This window comes from Spirosoma pomorum (assembly GCF_054776615.1).
Genome location: NZ_BAAHBP010000025.1, coordinates 1 through 16629, shown reverse-complemented (window position 1 = coordinate 16629; position 16629 = coordinate 1). Strand labels below are relative to the sequence as shown.

Genomic DNA, 16629 nt, shown 5'->3' with positions numbered 1-16629 from the left:
GTTGGCTTTCGCGTTATCAAATGGCAATCTCAGGCCAGCGCTTCAAACAAAATTTCGGCTGGATGTTTCGCCTTACGGCCGGTGCCATCCTTGATCTGGTGGCGGCAGGACGTGCCGGGAGCGGCAATAATGACGTCGTCGGGCTGCTGGCGAACTGTTGGAAATAGCACCAACTCGCCAATTTGCATGGACACATCGTAATGCTCGGCCTCGTAACCGAACGACCCCGCCATACCGCAGCATCCCGAAGGAATTAGTTGAACGGTATAGTTTTTAGGCAGCGATAAAGACTTTTTACCCGGCACTAATGATGAAACAGCTTTCTGCTGGCAGTGACCATGCAGTTTGATCAAGCGCGTTTCAGTTGTGAAAACATCCGACGGGATGCGATTCGCATCAATCTCCCGGGCAACAAATTCTTCAAATGTTAGCGCATTTGTAGCAATACGGCGCGTTGCCTCAACCAACGATTCGTCCACCAGATCGGGATATTCGTCGCGGAACGTCAGAATTGCTGAGGGCTCCAGACCAACCAGTGGCGTTTCAGACGTAACGATATCCTGTAAGGCTCTGATATTTCGTTCGGCTAGCGTCTTGGCATATTTGAGCATCCCTTTCGACAAAGCCGCCCGTCCACTTTCGCCATGTTCCGGAATAATGACTTCGTAGCCTAGTCGCTCGAAGAGTTGAATTGCCTTTTGACCGACTGACACATCGTTATAGTTGGTGAACTCATCACAAAAGAGATATACCTTCCGCGACAGCTTTTCTGTGGATTTCGTTCGACTTTTCGCCCAACTATTAAGCGTTGTTTTCTCCAAAAGCGGCATCGTACGATCTGGGTGAAAACCAACGATCCGGTTAGCTATCCGCCGGGTGCCAGGCGTTCCCAGGATGCCATTCCATGCCCAGGGCACGAGGGCGGCCAGACTGGATAGCCGCGAAAAGTTAGCGATCAGCCGCGACCGGATGGGGACACCGTTTGTGTCGTAGTAATGCTGTAAGAATTCGGCTTTGAGTTTGGCTACGTCTACGTTTGATGGGCATTCGCTCTTGCAGCCTTTGCACGACAAACACAGATCGTAAACTTCCTTAATTTCTTCGTGGTCGAAGCGATTCTCTTTTGGCGAGCGGGTTAACATCTCGCGGAGAATGTTGGCCCTGGCTCGGGTCGTATCTTTCTCATTCCGAGTGGCCATGTAGCTTGGGCACATCGTACCGCCTGAAGCTTGTGTTTTTCGGCAATCGCCAGACCCATTGCATTGTTCAGCGTGCTGTAATACGTCCTGATCCTTGTACCGGAAGTACGTCTGGAAAGCAGGCGTCTGCTGATCTGCCTCATACCGTAGAAACGTGTCCATTGGGGGCGTTTCTACGATCTTGCCAGGATTGAAAATACCATCCGGGTCCCAGGTATGCTTGATTTCCCGCATGAGCTCGTAATTATGCGGTCCAACCATCTGCGGAATAAACTCACCCCGTAACCGGCCATCGCCATGCTCACCCGATAAAGAGCCGTCGTATTTTTTTACCAGCGTCGCAATCTCTTCGGCGATCATGCGGTATTGCTGGTGCCCCTCCTGCGTTTTCAGGTTGATAATTGGGCGGAGGTGAATTTCTCCCGAGCCGGCATGAGCGTAGTGCACTGCCGACATGCCATTTTTCTGAAGGATGTCGTTGAAATCGCGAATGAAATCAGGAAGGTCACGGACGTCAACGGCGGTATCTTCGATAACGGCGACGGCTTTTTCATCACCAGGCAGATTACCCAGTAGACCCAGACCGGCTTTACGAAGTGTCCAGATTTTCTTTGTGTCTTCGCCGAACAGGAGCGGATAATGATACCCTAGTCCCGCTGCCTGCATTTCAGCCTGCATCTCCTGAGCCAGTTGTTCGATCTCCTGCCGCGTGTCGCGCGATAGATCGACAACCAGGATAATCGGGAAATGATTGCTCGGCGTTTTCTGGACGAAAAAGCTATTTTTCTTCTGTTCCGGGTTACTGTCAGCCCGTTCCAGGATGATGTCATCAATTAGCTCGACGGCATACGGTCCATACTTTAGCGCCACAAGAGTGGTCCGGAGCGCTTCGTCGATGGAGTGACAGTGCACACAAACCAACCCGCCCTCTTTGGGAGGCAGAGGGACCAGATTAAGTTTGATTTCAGTAATGAAGCAAAGCGTTCCTTCTGATCCCGCGATGAACTTTGCCAAATTGAAGGGAGGTCCATCTGGCGTGAAGGGTTCCATACCAAGCAACGTATCAAGTGCGTAGCCCGTGTTTCGGCGTTCGATCGTGCTTTTGGGGAAATTTTTGCGAATCTCATCCTGATTAGAGGAATCAGAAAGAATTGCGTTTGTCTTAAGTAGAATTTTGTCCGCCAGCGTCGCTAAACCATTTCGGCGACTTGCTTCAGCAACCTGCTTCGTAAAATTCCAACCACTCGTATCGCTGAATTCAATCTCGGAGCCATCCGCCAATAGAGCCTTAACGGCTAGCGTATGTTCGCGGGTGGCTCGATACACTACTGAGTTAGAACCGCAGGAGTTGTTACCCACCATCCCCCCAATCATAGCACGATTGGCCGTTGAGGTTTCTGGACCGAAGTAGAGACCGTAGGGCTTCAAAAACTGGTTGAGTTCATCACGGATTACACCCGGCTGCACCCGCACCCACTTCTCATCGGGATTGATTTCCAGAATCTTGGTGAAGTGCTTTGAAACGTCTACTACAATACCACTACCAACAACCTGACCGGCCAGTGAGGTGCCAGCCGTGCGAGGTATCAATGACGTTTTATGCGTTCGAGCAAAGTCAATTAGAACCTTCAGATCATCGACTGTCTTTGGCACAGCAACGGCCATTGGCATCTCACGATAAGCGGACGCATCAGTTGCGTAAAGGGTTCGCTGGGTAAAGTCATCATAGAGATCACCAGTCAATTGGTCGGCCAGTTGCCGAGTTGGAGCGGTATTCATGAGTAAGTAAAAGAGGCATCCACAGCAATTAGACAAATTTAGTGACTATAAGCTCATATTTTTTATATGGTATGTTAAAACTACTTATAAAAAGGCGGCTTGGTAAAATCATACTATGTGGTATATTTATACTCCGGTATAGTTCTTATAATCAGATGTATAGGTAATATTATTTCATTACGTTACTCGGAATTATTCAAACTGTGTATTAATTAATTTTTTTAATAATAACACTATATTGATGTTTAGTGTGCTTATTTTAATAAGCTGGCTTGTAAATTATGGTTACAGTTTGGTAATTTGCTACTAAGTTCAGTCTTATGTTCTATTCTTTCGTAGCACGTTTCCAAACGTGGTGTCTTACAGAGTACTGATTACACAGGATTGACGTTTTTTCACCCAAAACAGCGTGTGTTTGTTTTTAACTTTTTACTATCAAATCTATGATGGACAATTCCTACACAATCAATCACAGGAGTGATTACGTAGGCAATATCGGCAAGTCTCGGTTACAACGGCTAATGAAGACTACGTTGGCTGGAGCAATGACGATGCTGATACTCATTGCGACGCTGCAAGTAACCTATGCGCAGAGTGGAAAGACCGTTACTGGTAAAGTAACCGATCCGGGTGGAACTCTAGGGTTACCGGGCGTAACAATTCAGGTAAAGGGGACCACAAAAGGAACTACTACCGATGTAAACGGCGAGTACCGTTTGGCTGATGTTGCTGCCAACAACGTGCTTGTTTACAGCTCAATTGGCTACACAACGCAGGAAGTTTCCGTTGGAACTCGTACGACGATCGATATTTCGCTGGCAGAGGACAACAAAACTCTGAGCGAAGTCGTCGTTGTTGGTTATGGTAACCAACGGTCAAAGGACGTAACGGGTGCTGTTCAGTCGGTTGGTCCTAAGGATTTCAACAAAGGCGTTATTGCATCGCCAGAGCAGTTGCTTCAGGGCCGGGTTGCTGGTGTGCAAATCACCCCATCAAGCGGTGAACCTGGTGCTCCTATCAACGTACAAATTCGTGGTACGGCTTCATTACGTGGCGGTAACAACCCGCTGTTCGTCATCGATGGTGTCCCTCTGGATGGTGGTAGTACGGGTGACGGTGGTGTTGACTTCGGTGGTGGTTCTTCGGCCGCTCGTAACCCACTGGCTTTCTTGAACCCTTCTGATATTGAGAATATCTCGGTTCTGAAGGATGCTTCTGCTGCTGCTATTTATGGTGCGCGGGGTGCTAACGGCGTTGTTCTGATCACCACGAAAAAAGGAAAAGCTGGTGCGCCAATCTTCAATTTCTCGGCTTCAGCAGCTGTTTCGAGCCCGCAGAAACGGTACGACCTATTGAACGCATCAGATTTTGTTAGCGCAGCCGTTGCCGCTGGTGGCGATCGTGCAGTTCTCGACAGAGGAGCCGTTACAAACTGGCAAGATCAGGTTTTCAGAACATCTGTTAGCCAGATTTACAACGTCGGTTTCGGCGGTGGTACGCAGGATACGCGTTACTTCTTCTCATTAGGTTATCAGGACCAGCAAGGAATTATCAAAAACTCGTTCCAGAAACGGATTACGGGTCGTATCAACGCGTCGCACGAGCTGTTTAACGACAAGGTTATCATTGACATTAACGCAACAACGTCGGGAATCAATGACCGGTATGCACAAACGGGCGAAAACGCTGGTGCACAAGGTAATTTGATCGGGGCCATGATTCAGGCTAACCCAACCTATCCTGTCTATGATACGGATGGTACATTCTTCCAGCCTGGTGGTGACTACCGTAATCCAGCGGCTTTGATCAATTACATCAATGATCGGGGCACGACAAACCGTACGCTGGCAAATGCCAGTGTTACCTGGAAAATCCTGGATGGCTTACAGGCGAAGGCTAACTTCGGTATTGATAACTCGACGGCTGTTCGGGAAACTGCCCTCGATTCCCGTTTACGGGCCAACTATACAATCCCTCTTATCTACGCTGGATCGTCTACGTTGGCATCTGCTACAGTATATCGTGACAATTCGACCGGCTTAGGTGGTGGTGCCTACATTCAGAACCGCTTACGTAATTCTCGTCTGGTTGAATACACGCTGAACTACAACAAGGCGATTGGCAAAAGCAATCTGGACGCTCTGCTCGGGTTTTCATACCAGATCTTTGAGAACAAAAACAACTTTCTGGCAGGCGGCAACTTCCCTTACAACGAAAGCTCACTCAGCTATCTGGACAACATCGGTTCAGCAAACGCTAGCAACCGTACGTCGTTCGGTGCTGGCTCTGGCCGTAGCCAAAACGAGCTACAATCGTTCTTTGGTCGGGTGAACTACAGCATTCAGGACAAGTACTTGTTGACTGGTACATTACGGGTTGACGGTTCGTCGCGATTCGGTTTGAACAACAAATACGGTTATTTTCCGTCGATTGCTGCTGCTTGGCGTTTGTCCGAAGAAGAATTCATCCCGAAAGATATCTTCACGGATCTGAAACTACGTGTAAACTACGGGGTGACGGGTAACCAGGATTTCGAAGGTGGAGCCTCTAAAATTATCTTCCAGCTTAATTCAGATGGTTCGCAGACGCAGTTGAATAACCCGAACCCAGATCTGAAGTGGGAACAAAACAATACCATCGGTGCTGGTATTGATTTCTCTATCCTGAAAGGTAAACTGGGCGGAACAATCGATTACTTCCACAAAGCGGTTACGAACACGCTGTTCCAGGTATTCTACGCACAACCTGCTGCTGTGCAATACCGTTGGGTGAACCTGCCAGGACAAGTAATCAACGCCGGGGTTGAATTAAACCTGACGTATCAGGCGGTACAAACGGCTAAGTTTGGCTGGGAAGTGCTTTATAACATGACGTTCCTGAAGAACACAGTGAAAGGTCTGGGTACTGTAGTGCCAACCGGTACGATCAATGGTCAAGGTCTGTCTGGTGCGTATGCGCAGACGATCCGTGATGGGTATCCAATCTTCTCGTTCTTTATGCCACGATTCACGGGCTATGATAACAGTGGCTTCGGTACATACGCAGACAATGGTGCCGTTGCGTACCAAGGAGCTCCGCTACCAAAAATCCGCCTTGGTCTGACGAACAACTTTACCTTCGGTAATTTCAACGCTAGTGTATTCTTCAATGGTCAGTTTGGTGGATACATTTACAACAACACGACGAACGCATTATTCCTGAAAGGGCCACTGCGGTCTGGTCGCAACGTGTCGCCAGAAGCAGCTAATAGTCCAGAAAGTCCACTCAATCCTGGTTCGGTATCAACCCGCTTCCTGGAAAAGAGCGATTACATTCGGTTGAGCAACGCATCGATTGGCTACCGTTTCAATCTTCCACAAGGAAGCGTAGCCAAATCTCTGACCGTGTCGCTGGCTGGGCAGAATTTGCTGCTCTTCACCGGCTATACAGGTCTAAACCCAGACGTAAACACGGTTAAGTATTTGAACAATATCCCATCGTTGGGTATTGATTACACGCCTTACCCAGTTTCTCGGACTGTTACGCTTGGTTTGAACGTTGGATTTTAATTTAACTCCGGTCTACTGGCAATGCTACTAGACCGATTAACAGAACTAAGAAAATGATCAAACTATCAGGACACCAACTGTCCGTATTTTTTGGTGTAACTGCTTTACTTGGTGTAGCCAGTTGTACGAATCTGGATGACGCTGTTTTTGGGCGATTATCGTCGTCGGAAGCATCTGCTTCTACAGTTCCGCTCGATCCAACAAGTACCCTCCAGGGCGCCTATCAGTTGCTGAACAACATCGCAACAAACCAAGGAAACACGTATGCCATGGAAGAGCACCCATCCGATGAAATGATGGGTCCAACGCGGGGAACTGACTGGGATGACTTTGGCCGTTGGCGTCGTCTTCACCAACATACCTGGGATGCACAGAACGATCAGATCCTGGGAGCATGGAACGATCTTAATAGTGGCGTGTTCCGCTCAACGCAGGCAATATCCGTCGCTGGATCTAATGTCCAGTTAGCGGCTCAAGCGCGTTTTTTACGTGCGTTCTTTATGTATCACATTGTTGATTTATGGGGTCAGGTTCCTATTCGTGGAGTAAATGACTCGCCCGATTCCAACCCGACCGTTCTCAATCGGACGCAGGGAACCAACTATGTGATCACAGATTTACGTTACGCCTTTAACACCCTGACGGCAACATCGCCTAGTCAGGCAACGAAAGAAGCGGCTGCCGCTATGCTGGCGAAAGTCTATCTGAACAAAGCAGTTTATACGAATACTACCAGCCCCGCTGGTCCGTATACATTTGCGAAGGCAGATATGGACTCGGCAATATACTTCTCCAACCAGGTTATCAGTTCAAACAAATTTGCGCTGACCACAAGTGGTAATTACTTTGATAACTTCCACTGGGAGAATGATAGCCGTTCGAAAGAGCTGATCTTTACGATTGCCAATACAACAGCTAGCCAGCCTGGTAACGTGAGAAACCGGTACTACATGACGCTGCACTATAATCAGTACGTAAGCGCCTGGAATGGTTTTACGACGCTGGCTGACTTCTACAACAGCTTTGAAGCTTCTGATGAACGTCGCGGTGGAGCAGTTAATGGTTTCACAGGAACGACGGGGCTAAATGCAGGCTTCCTGGTTGGACAGCAGTATACCACGGCTCCTACGTCTGGAACCGCAGCTGCGTCAATCGTTGCTGCGAAAGATCGCCTAGGGAATCCGCTGATATTTACACCACAGGTTAACCTGTCGTATGCTACTGAGACGCAGGGTATCCGGGTTGTTAAATACCTACCGCAACCTGGAGCTGTCGATGCTCCTTCAAACGATTACGTGTTTTTGCGTTACGCTGACGTACTGCTAATGAAAGCGGAAGCCCTATTGCGGGGTGGTAGCGATTCGCAGGGTCAAACGGCCGCCGGTATCGTGAACAACCTGCGTACGACTCGGAAAGCATCGAGCTTAAGCACGGTTGATTTGAACGTTCTGCTCGCTGAGCGTGGTCGTGAATTGTATTGGGAAGGATGGCGCCGGAGCGACCAGATTCGTTTTGGTAAATTCCTGGATCCCGTGGATCAGCGTCCAACAACTTCACCGGCAACGGCTGTATTGTTCGTATTGCCACAACAGGCCGTTGACAGTAACCCAAATCTGAAACAGAACCCCGGCTATTAAGCCAGCGATTCTGTTATCGAAACAAAACAGCAGCCCGAAATCGGGCTGCTGTTTTGTTTCATCCGTTTGGAATACGAGCGGGTTACTTTTCGTTTATTGTTTGATGAAAAAAGTTGTCTACGGACTTTGTTTGGCTGTACTAACTGCCTGCTCTCCAAAGAAGACACTGTTTGAAAAAACAGACGCTGAAAAGACGGGTATTACGTTTGCAAATCAGCTAACGGAAACCGAGCGGGAGAACATCCTGGCGTTCGAGTACTTTTATAATGGTGGTGGAGTTGCTGCGGGGGATTTGAATAACGACGGTTTACCTGATCTGTACTTTACAGGTAATCAGGTTGGGAACAAGCTATACGTCAACAAGGGTAATCTGACATTTGACGATTTGACTAAAAAGGCTGGAGTAGAAGGGCGTACCGGAGGCTGGAAAACGGGTGTGACACTCGCCGACGTCAACGCTGACGGCTGGCTGGATATTTACGTCTGCTACTCGGGTTTACGTCCGGATTCGCTCCGCAAGAATCAACTCTTCATCAATAATCACAATCTTACGTTCACTGATAAAGCTGAGGAATACGGATTAGCCGACTCTGGTTATTCGGTACAGGCTAACTTCTTTGATTATGACCTGGATGGAGATCTGGATTGTTTCTTAATCAACCACGGCTTGTCCGATTATCAGCGTAAAGAAGCGGTAGCTATGCGATCGGAGCGTGATTACAACGCAGGTGATAAGCTACTGCGGAATGAGCTAACTACCCAGGGGCGCTTTATTGACGTGTCTGAGCAGGAAGGCATCAAAGGGAACCCTCTTGGCTTCGGGCTTGGCGTTGCCGTCTCGGATGTCAATGGGGATGGATATCCGGATGTATACGTAACAAATGACTTTGTCGAGGACGATTATCTGTACGTTAATCAACGCAGCCATCAGGCAAAAGGGCCAGCTTTTCGAGATGAGCTTCGGGAACGAGTTGCGCATACGTCTTACTCATCAATGGGTGTTGACATTGCCGATATTAACAACGACACGTTACCGGATATACTGACGCTGGACATGTTACCGGAAGATAACGCCCGGCAAAAATTGCTGCTCTGGCCCGATAGCTGGTCCGTTTACCAGGCACAGTTACAGAACGGTTTCTGGCATCAGAACATGCGGAATATGCTTCAGCTTCAGCAGCACAATGGGCAGTTTTCGGAGATCGGTCAGATTGCTGGGGTATCGAATACTGACTGGAGCTGGGGGGCTCTCCTGGCGGACTTTGATTTAGATGGACGTAAGGACATATTCATCAGTAATGGTCTCGGCCGCGATTTAACTAACGCTGATTTTGTTAAGTACGCCAGCGAGCAGGAAGAACAGCGCACCGGACAAGCGATGCTTGAACAGCTGAAGCAGATGCCATCGACGCCAACAAAAAACTATATCTTTCAGAATACGAGCACCGAAAATAATACTGTAAGCTTTACCAACCGACAAGCTGAATGGGGGTTCGACGAAAATATACGCGCTAATGGAAGTGCATACGCTGATTTGGATGGCGATGGTGATTTAGAAATCATCACCAACAATCTGAATGAAACAGCTCATATCTACAAGAACACAAGCCGGGAGCAGGAAATCGGACGTTTCCTTAAGATCAAACTAAAAGGGGGTGCGGCTAATCCCTTTGGCGTTGGGGCCACTGTACAGGTGGAGCAGGGGGGGAGTCGGCAGGTACAGGAGTTTTATCCAACTCGGGGCTACCTGGCGAGTAGCCATGACCAGCTACTGTTTGGTCTACCGAAAACTGATCGGCCCGTAAACGTAACGGTTCGCTGGCCAAACGGACTAACTCAGACTGTAAAAAACGTCGCGTTAGACCAAGCGTTGACTCTATCAATTAAGCAGGCTGACAAACCTGTTAACGCAGTTGCTAAACAAGCAAAAACGTTACTGACTGAAGTTTCAGAAGTCAATTGGCAGCACGTGATAAAGCCAACAAACGATTTTGAGCGTCAGCTCATGCTGCCTATGCACTATTCGTATACTGGACCGCGTCTGGCGGTTGGCGATGTGAATGGTGATGGGGAACCAGACGCGTACGTAGGTGGTACACCAGAGCAGCCAGGAACGCTATTGATGCAGAAAGCAAGTGTATTGACACCACAGCCATTAACCGGAGCTCAACCGCGAAAAAATACGGATGCGGTATTTGCTGATTTCAATGGAGATAAACAGCCTGACCTGTACGTAGTCAACGGCGGGTACGGGGTTCGCGATACAACCGACTTGCAGGATCAACTGTGGTTGAACTATGGCACCGGAAAGTTTAATCCGGCTACTTTGCCTACTGAAGGATCAAACGGTTCCTGCGTTAAGGCTTTTGACGTTGATAAGGATGGAGATATTGATTTATTCGTCGGGGGCCATGTACGACCTGGTAAATATCCATATGCCGATCAAAGTTTTCTGCTGATTAACGACGGTAAAGCTCAGTTCCGACAGATCAGCTTAGGCAAGTTGGGGCTAGTGTCCGATGCTGCCGTTGTTGACATGAACAAAGACGGCTGGCTTGATCTAGTTATTGTTGGTGAGTGGATGCCAGTAACTGTCTTGTTTAATCAGAAAGGAAAATTTTCGACTCAGAATCAACAGGTTTATAATAACCTGTCGGGTTGGTGGAATCGTATTAGCCAGGTAGACCTGGATGGTGACGGCGATGAAGACTTAATTGTTGGTAATCTCGGTCAGAATACGCAGATACGAGCAAGCGAGGCCGAACCGGCCACCTTAGTCTATGACGATTTTGATCGGAATGGGACAATCGATTGCTTCATGAATTACTATATTCAAGGCAAGTCTTACCCGGCGCACACCCGTGATGAAATCGGAGAGCAAATGCCTACGCTACGTAAAACGTTTACCAATTATCAACTCTATGCGAACGCAACAATCGAGCAATTTGCCGACGCTAACACAATAGAAAAGGCCAACCACCGAACAATTAACGAACTCCGAACGCTGGTACTGGAAAACCGAACTGGCGCAAATGGAACTAGCGAATTGATTCCGCATGAGCTTCCACAACCGGCCCAATACGCACCCGTGTACGCAATTCTACCGCAGGACTTCAACCAGGATGGACGACCGGACTTCCTACTGATGGGCAACAATTCCATGTTTCGACTGCGGATTGGTAAAGTAGATGCTAACCAAGGAGTCATGCTACTAAACCGGGGCAATTGGCGATTTGATTATGTGCCATCGGCGCGGTCTGGCCTTTTGGTTAAGGGCGATGTACGAGACGCAAAACGCCTTGGTAACTACGTTTTGGTCGGCCAGAATAACGACAAGCTACTCACTTTCAGAATAAATCATTAATTCAGCCACGCAGCTACCGTAACACATGCGTAACGTGCTTTTCCTACTAACCTTGGGCATACTAGGGCTAGTAAGTTGTAAATCCGATCCAGAGCCCCTGTTTCTTGAATTACCCGCTTCGCAGACAGGAATAGACTTCGCGAATCACATTCTGGACAAGAAAAATTTCAATATTTTCAACTACCGTAATTTTTACAACGGTGGCGGGGTAGCCATTGGCGACGTTAATAACGATGGCTTACCCGATGTATTCTTTACGTCCAACTTCGAGGAGAACAAACTATACCTGAATCGTACCAAACCTGGTACGAGCGATTTGAAGTTCGAAGACGTAACGAAGCAGGCTGGAATCGTGGGTAAAAAGTTCTGGTCAACGGGCGTTACGTTCGCCGACGTCAACGGAGATGGTCGATTAGACATCTACGTCTGCAACTCGGGTAGCCGGGATGCTCGGGGCAACCAATTGTACATCAACCAAGGCAGTAAAAACGGAATCCCTACATTCACCGAGCAGGCAGCAGCCTACGGGTTGGTGGACGGCGGCTTTTCTACCCATGCTGCTTTTTTCGATTACGATCGGGACGGTGATCTGGATATGTATCTGCTGAACAACAGCTTTACACCAATGGATCGGCTCGGCTACGCAAACCTACGCGAGACGCGTGATAAGCTGGGTGGGGATAAGCTATTCAGAAATAACGGAACGAACGCCGATGGTACCGCCAAACCTTTCACCGATGTATCCGCTGAGGCCGGTATCTACGGAAGTCTGATCGGGTTCGGTTTAGGCATCACGATTGGTGATGTGAACAACGACAACTGGCCGGATATCTATATTTCAAACGATTTTTACGAACGGGATTACCTTTACATAAACCAGAAAAACGGTACGTTCAAGGAGGAGATAGAGCAGTACATGGGGCACGTTAGCTTAGCCTCAATGGGAGCCGATATCGCTGACGTGAACAACGACGGCAATCTCGACATTTTCGTAACGGACATGCTACCGGGTGATGATTACCGGCTCAAAACGACAACTGCTTTTGATAGCTACGAACTGGGTCAATTGAAGGAAAGCCGCGACTTCTATTATCAGGACTCCCGGAACATGTTTCACCTGAACAACGGGAACGGTACCTTCTCCGAAATTGGCCGCATGACGGGTACTAGCGCTACTGACTGGAGCTGGGGGGCGCTGCTATTTGACATGGATATGGATGGTCGTAAAGACGTTTTCGTCGCCAACGGCATTGTTAAGGACTTGACAGATCAGGATTACGTATCGTTTTTGGCCGATAATCCTGATTTGCAGGCCATGATCGATGGCACCAAGAAGTTCGATTACAAAGAATACGTCAATAAAATGGGCTCCCGTCCCTTGCCTAACTATGCTTTCCGCAACCTGGGTAATGGGATGCAGTTTGAGAATAAAGCCGCCGAGTGGGGGCTGGCTGCCCCGTCGTTCTCCAATGGCTCTGCCTACGGGGATCTGGACAATGACGGGGACCTGGATCTAATCGTGAATAACAATGAGGCACCCGCATCGATCTACAAAAACACGTCGGTTGAGGTTAACCATAAGCATTTTCTGCGGGTAGGGCTGGATGGCTACGCGCAAAACAAAAATGCTATTGGGGCTAAAGTTTACGTCCATCAGGGCAAAGAAACGCAGTACCTTCAGCAGATGCCCAACCGGGGTTTCCAATCGTCCGTTGACTTGACGTTGGTCTTCGGGCTGGACAATAATGCTACAATTGATTCCGTAACGGTTATCTGGCCCGATGATAAGAAGCAAACGATTAAGCAGCCTAAAGCCGATGGAACGCTGAAACTGTCTTATAAAAACGCATCTCAGCGAGCCGTCTTTACTGATCAAAGTAAAGTCGAACCAGACTTTTTTAAGGATATAAGCGCTACAGCTAAACTAGACTACGTCCACCGGGAGAATGATTTTGTGGACTATAACCGCGATGGTCTTCTCAAGCAAATGCTGTCGCGGGAAGGTCCTGCGTTGGCATTTGGAGACGTAAACGGCGATGGGCTGGATGACGTATTTCTGGGTGGGGCTGTAAACATGCCCCGATCGCTCTATACGCAGAAACCCGATGGAACATTCAGCTTATGGAAGCAGCCCTTCCTGCTCGACGCGCTTTACACCGAAGATGTAGCTGCTACGTTCTTCGACGCGGACGGAGACAAAGATCTTGACCTTTACGTAGCTACGGGTGGTAATGAGTTCGCGGACAATACCGCGCTCGCGGATCGACTGTATCGCAATGATGGAAAAGGAAATTTCACCTGGGACAAGACGCTGCCCCGCACCTTGGAGAATAACTCTTGTGTAGCCGCAGCGGACTTTGATCGGGATGGTGATCTGGATCTATTTGTAGGAGGGCGAATGGTAGCTAGTGAATATGGTAAAAATCCGGATCAGGTCTTGTTGGTCAACGATGGAAAAGGAAACTTCCGGAAAGCCACGGCCGAGCTAATGCCGTTTTCCAAAGAAATAGGTATGGTTAAAGATGCCGTATGGGCAGACGTTGATAAAGATTCTTACCCTGACTTGGTTCTGGTTGGTGACTGGATGCCCATCACTATCCTGAAAAATAAAGGGGGTAAAGGTTTCGAGCGACTGGAAAACGAAGTCCTGGCTAAATCCAGTGGTTGGTGGAATAGTATTCGGGCCGCTGATCTGGATCAGGATGGGGATGTTGATTTTGTCGTAGGTAATCTAGGGCTTAATAGTCATCTGATTGCTAGTCAGGACCAGCCAGCCCATTTGTATGGTAACGACTTTGACCGAAATGGTACTTATGAGCAGGTTATGACGTGCTTCCGGCCTGGAGCGGATGGTGAAAAGCGCGAATGTGTCGTTGTGCAGAAGGCTGATCTACAAAAGCGGATTCCGTCCATCAAAACGAAGTATATCAAATACACTGATTACGCAAAAGCATCGTTCGAGGATATTTTCTCGGAACAACAGCGGCAGGGAATGGACGTAAAAACGGCCAATACTGCGGAAACGTCAATCTTGATCAACAATGGTGATGGTACGTTTGCCATCAAAGCACTGCCCATTCAGGCGCAGACATCGCCGATTCACGCCATACTGACAGGTGATTATAACAAAGACGGCAAAACAGATGTGCTGCTGGCGGGTAACTTCTTCGACGTATTAACCGAAGTAGGCCGTTACGATGCCAACTATGGCTTACTACTTCTGGGCGATGGCAAACTCAATTTTAGAGCGACCGACCCCAAGAAATCTGGCTTCTTTGTAAAAGGTCAGGTACGGCGGATGGTACAGTTAAAACAAGGCCAACTTATTCTAGCCAAGAATAATAGTCAGGCGCAGGTTTTTATGCCTAAGAAATAAAGTTAGTCGTCTTAATACTACTACGATGTTGCTTTGGACTAGGCCATAAGTGATAGGAACAAGGATGATTTTACAGCGCTAAGGCTTATCTGAAAATCTTTTCGACCAACGGAAAAGCAAGCTGTGTCAAACCTATGACTGCGGATAAAGAATCATATCATTTAGTCACTCGATATAATTCTAGGACTCATCCGAAAGGAGTAAAAGTACTAGTGCCATAGCTTCCTATTGTTTAACCGTTTAAGCTAATTTTGTAGCTTAATATACCGTATCAACGTACGTCTACCCGTTCTTGATCTCTTTATGACCATTCTATTTCGATTGGGCTATGTAATCGTTCTCGGCCTGCTCTTGATAACCAGTTGCCAGAAATCAGCGACTCCCGCCGAGTACAATGCAAAAGCCGCTAACCCTGAGTATTACAATGCTGCACTGGAGAAACTGACGGAGGTAATCATTCATGATATCTTTTCGCCACCTGTTGCAAGCCGAATTTATTCCTATGCCAACCTGGCTGGTTACGAAGCGCTAGTACCGTTCGATACTAAATACCAGTCGCTGGGGGGAAAACTGAAATCATTTCAGACGGGGCCTAAACCGGTACCAGGTCAGGAATATTGCTTCCCGCTGGCTAGTACGCATGCATTTATGACTGTTGCCCGCGCGCTGACGTTCTCGGTGGATTACTATGATAAGTTCGAGCCTGCGTTTTACGAGCAGTATAAAAAAGATGGCGTTCCGGACGAGGTATACGAACGATCAATGGCGTACGGCGAAATGGTTGCGAAGCATATTCTCGACTACGCGTCAAAGGATAACTATAAGCAAACCCGCGGCTTTAAGCACACGGTGACCAATGAAGAAGGGACCTGGGTGCCAACGCCACCGGCTTATATGGATGCCGCGGAGCCGCAGTGGAATAAACTGCGTTGCTGGGCGATGGATACGTGTTCGCAGTTTATGCCCCCCCGACCTTATCCATACAACATGACCAAAGGAAATCCTTATGAAAAAGAGGTCATGGAGGTATATACAGCTGGAAAGCGAGCTGACAAAACAGAACAGGACGTCGCCTACTTCTGGGACGATAACGCGTTTGTCATGAACGTAGCGGGGCACGTCATGTTTGCCTCCAAGAAAATGACTCCGGGTGGGCACTGGCTGGCCATAGCGGAAACCGTGACTCGGCAAAAGAAATTGTCAATGATGCAGACGATAGAGGCCTATGCGTTGACCTCGTTTGCGCTGTCGGACGGATTTATTTCCTGCTGGGACGAAAAATACCGCAGCAACATGATTCGGCCCGAGACGGTGATCAACAAGCTGATTGACCCTAAATGGACGCCGTTTCTACAAACTCCCCCTTTTCCTGAATACACCAGTGGCCATAGTGTCATTTCAACAGCCGCTGCTACCGTATTGACTAACCTGATTGGGGATAATATTGCGTTCACGGACTCCACTGAGTTGAAATATGGGCATGGAGTTCGTTCGTTCAAATCATTTATTGATGCGGCTAACGAAGCGTCGGTCAGCCGTCTCTATGGTGGAATTCACTATCGCTCTGCACTCGATAATGGTCAGTTACAGGGTCGTAAAGTTGGACAGTGGGTGCTACAACGACTAAAAGGTCAAAAAGAGGCTGTCGCCCAACGCTAAGAGCGTGTTTTGGAATTAGATTTGGCTTGATGGCTGTATTCGTTGTAACATAATCTGAATGTTGGCC

General features: G+C 48.3%; 6 protein-coding genes. 5 read left to right on the top strand and 1 reads right to left on the bottom strand.

Annotation, left to right across the window (positions count from 1 at the left end; genetic code table 11):
• Nucleotides 1–29: 29 nt before the first annotated feature.
• Nucleotides 30–2978 (bottom strand): FAD-binding and (Fe-S)-binding domain-containing protein, encoded by a 2949-nt coding sequence (locus tag ACYVAD_RS14725; protein WP_461140267.1) that lies wholly within the window; start codon nt 2976–2978, stop codon nt 30–32.
• Between the two features lie 443 nt (nt 2979–3421).
• Here ACYVAD_RS14725 and ACYVAD_RS14720 point away from each other — a divergent pair, with 443 nt between their 5' ends.
• The 5 genes from ACYVAD_RS14720 (at nt 3422) to ACYVAD_RS14700 (ending at nt 16562) form a co-directional block, all read left to right on the top strand.
• Nucleotides 3422–6526 carry a SusC/RagA family TonB-linked outer membrane protein gene (locus ACYVAD_RS14720; protein WP_461140266.1) on the top strand — a complete coding sequence of 1035 codons (3105 nt, stop codon included), beginning with the start codon at nt 3422–3424 and terminating at the stop codon, nt 6524–6526.
• Between the two features lie 53 nt (nt 6527–6579).
• Nucleotides 6580–8163 (top strand): RagB/SusD family nutrient uptake outer membrane protein, encoded by a 1584-nt coding sequence (locus ACYVAD_RS14715; RefSeq protein ID WP_461140265.1) that lies wholly within the window; start codon nt 6580–6582, stop codon nt 8161–8163.
• 103 nt (nt 8164–8266) lie between these two features.
• A complete protein-coding gene (locus ACYVAD_RS14710) occupies nt 8267–11527 on the top strand; it encodes a VCBS repeat-containing protein (protein ID WP_461140264.1) in 3261 nt (1086 codons plus the stop codon).
• Between the two features lie 25 nt (nt 11528–11552).
• Nucleotides 11553–14903: a VCBS repeat-containing protein gene (locus ACYVAD_RS14705; protein WP_461140263.1), complete on the top strand. Its 3351-nt coding sequence runs from the start codon at nt 11553–11555 to the stop codon at nt 14901–14903.
• Between the two features lie 303 nt (nt 14904–15206).
• Nucleotides 15207–16562, top strand: a complete 1356-nt coding sequence (locus ACYVAD_RS14700; RefSeq protein WP_461140262.1) for a vanadium-dependent haloperoxidase — start codon at nt 15207–15209, stop codon at nt 16560–16562.
• The last annotated feature ends 67 nt before the right edge of the window (nt 16563–16629 follow it).

Coding starts and splice junctions, on each gene's coding strand:
- ACYVAD_RS14700 (WP_461140262.1), top strand. CDS start 15,207: ATGACCATTCTATTTCGATTGGGCTATGTAATCGTTCTCGGCCTGCTC.
- ACYVAD_RS14710 (WP_461140264.1), top strand. CDS start 8,267: ATGAAAAAAGTTGTCTACGGACTTTGTTTGGCTGTACTAACTGCCTGC.
- ACYVAD_RS14720 (WP_461140266.1), top strand. CDS start 3,422: ATGATGGACAATTCCTACACAATCAATCACAGGAGTGATTACGTAGGC.
- ACYVAD_RS14715 (WP_461140265.1), top strand. CDS start 6,580: ATGATCAAACTATCAGGACACCAACTGTCCGTATTTTTTGGTGTAACT.
- ACYVAD_RS14725 (WP_461140267.1), bottom strand. CDS start 2,978: ATGAATACCGCTCCAACTCGGCAACTGGCCGACCAATTGACTGGTGAT.
- ACYVAD_RS14705 (WP_461140263.1), top strand. CDS start 11,553: ATGCGTAACGTGCTTTTCCTACTAACCTTGGGCATACTAGGGCTAGTA.